At 62.9% G+C, this 2,360-nt stretch carries 2 protein-coding genes; both read left to right on the top strand.

Features of this window, described 5'->3' with window-relative positions:
- Positions 1-953 (top strand): pyruvate dehydrogenase complex E1 component subunit beta (locus tag ABYW26_RS13520; RefSeq protein WP_372605437.1); only part of this gene is annotated, 953 nt, incomplete at its 5' end.
- A 12-nt stretch (positions 954-965) separates the two neighbouring features.
- A complete protein-coding gene (locus ABYW26_RS13515; RefSeq protein WP_372605436.1) occupies positions 966-2,276 on the top strand; it encodes a pyruvate dehydrogenase complex dihydrolipoamide acetyltransferase in 1,311 nt (436 codons plus the stop codon).
- Positions 2,277-2,360 lie beyond the last annotated feature (84 nt).

Below are 2,360 nucleotides of genomic sequence, written 5' to 3'. Positions count from 1 at the left end.
TGCGCGATGCCATGGCCGAAGAAATGCGCCGTGACAGCACCGTTTACCTGATGGGCGAAGAAGTCGCCGAATATCAGGGTGCTTATAAGATCAGTCAGGGTCTGCTGGAAGAATTCGGCGCCAAGCGCGTGATCGACACCCCGATCACCGAGCACGGCTTTGCCGGTATCGCCACCGGTTCGGCCTTTGGCGGCCTGCGCCCGATCGTCGAATTCATGACCTTCAACTTCGCCATGCAGGCCATTGACCACCTGATCAACTCGGCTGCCAAGACATTGTATATGTCCGGCGGTCAGATGGGGGCCCCGATGGTGTTCCGCGGCGCCAACGGTGCCGCCGCCCGCGTCGGCGCTCAGCACAGCCAGGACTATGCGTCGTGGTATGCGCAGGTGCCGGGCCTGAAAGTCGTCATGCCCTATTCGGCCTCTGACGCCAAAGGCCTGCTGAAAACCGCGATCCGCGACCCCAACCCGGTTGTGTTCCTTGAAAACGAGATCCTCTACGGCAAAACCTTCGACGTGCCGGTCATGGATGATTTCACCGTGCCGTTCGGCAAGGCCCGCATCTGGCGTGAAGGCACCGACGTCACCATCGTCAGCTTCGGCATCGGCATGACCTATGCTCTGGAAGCCGCCGACGAGCTGGCCAAGGAAGGCATCAGCGCCGAGGTCATCGACCTGCGCACCCTGCGCCCGATGGATACGGAAACCGTCGTGCGTTCGGTGATGAAAACCAACCGCTGCGTGACCGTCGAAGAAGGCTGGCCCGTTGCCTCGATCGGCAGCTATGTCAGTTCGGTGATCATGCAACAGGCGTTCGATTACCTCGACGCCCCCGTCATCACCTGCACCGGCAAGGACGTGCCGATGCCCTATGCCGCAAATCTGGAAAAACTGGCGCTCGTGACCACGCAAGAAGTGATCGACGCCGTGAAATCCGTGACCTACCGCTAAGGAGACCCCGCGATGCCCACAGAAATCCTGATGCCCGCGCTGTCCCCGACGATGGAGGAAGGCACTCTGGCCAAATGGCTGGTGAAAGAGGGTGATACCGTTTCGTCCGGCGACCTGCTGGCCGAAATCGAAACCGACAAGGCGACGATGGAATTCGAAGCCGTTGACGATGGCGTCATCGGCAAGATCCTGGTCGCGGAAGGCTCGGAAAACGTCAAGGTGAACACGCCCATCGCGGTGTTGTTGGCCGATGGCGAAAGCGCCGCTGATATCGGGTCGGCCCCGGCTGCCCCGGCGGCGGCACCTGCTGCTGCTCCGGCTGCGGCGGATGCGCCTGCCGCTGCTGCGGCCCCTGCCCCGGCTGCCCCCATGGCCGCCGACGGCAACCGCATCTTCGCAACCCCGGTCGCCCGGCGGATCGCGGCCGAAAAAGGCCTCGACCTCAGCCAGATCGCCGGGTCGGGTCCGCATGGCCGCATCCTGAAAGCCGATGTCGTCAACGCCACCGCCGCGCCGAAACCGGCCGCCGCTGCACCTGCTGCCGCGCCCGCTGCGGCCCCCGTTGCGTCTGCGCCCGCCGCAGCCCCTGCCGGCCCCTCGACCGAGGCTGTCCTCAAGATGTTCGCCGACCGCGAATTCGAAGAGGTCAAACTGGACGGCATGCGCAAAACCATCGCCGCCCGCCTCACCGAGGCCAAGCAGACCATCCCGCATTTCTATCTGCGCCGGGATATCAAGCTGGACGCGCTGCTCAAGTTCCGCTCGCAGCTGAACAAACAGCTCGAAGGCCGTGGTGTGAAACTGTCGGTGAACGACTTCATCATCAAGGCCTGCGCCCAGGCGCTGCAAGCCGTGCCGGATTGCAACGCGGTCTGGGCCGGTGATCGGGTTCTGAAACTGAAACCTTCGGATGTGGCCGTCGCGGTCGCCATCGAAGGCGGTCTCTTTACCCCGGTTCTGCGCGACGCCGACAAGAAATCGCTGTCCGCCCTTTCGGCCGAGATGAAAGACCTCGCCGCTCGCGCCCGCGACCGCAAACTTGCGCCGCATGAATATCAGGGCGGCAGCTTTGCCATCTCGAACCTCGGCATGTTCGGCATCGACAACTTCGACGCCGTGATCAACCCGCCGCATGGCGGCATCCTTGCCGTTGGCGGCGGCGTGAAAAAACCGATCGTCGGCGACGATGGCGAAATCACCACCGCCACCATCATGTCGGTGACGATGTCGGTGGATCACCGGGTCATCGACGGGGCCCTCGGGGCCAAGTTCCTGAAAGTCATCGTCGACGCTCTGGAAAACCCGATCACCATGCTGGCCTGATCGGCACACGCCGCACACAAAAAAGCCCGCCAGAGCAATCTGGCGGGCTTTTCTTTTGAATTTACTGAGTTTACTGACCGCAGC

The organism is Actibacterium sp. (genome assembly GCF_041584535.1).
GTDB lineage: Bacteria > Pseudomonadota > Alphaproteobacteria > Rhodobacterales > Rhodobacteraceae > Actibacterium_D.
This window is presented reverse-complemented; position numbering and strand designations above follow the sequence as displayed.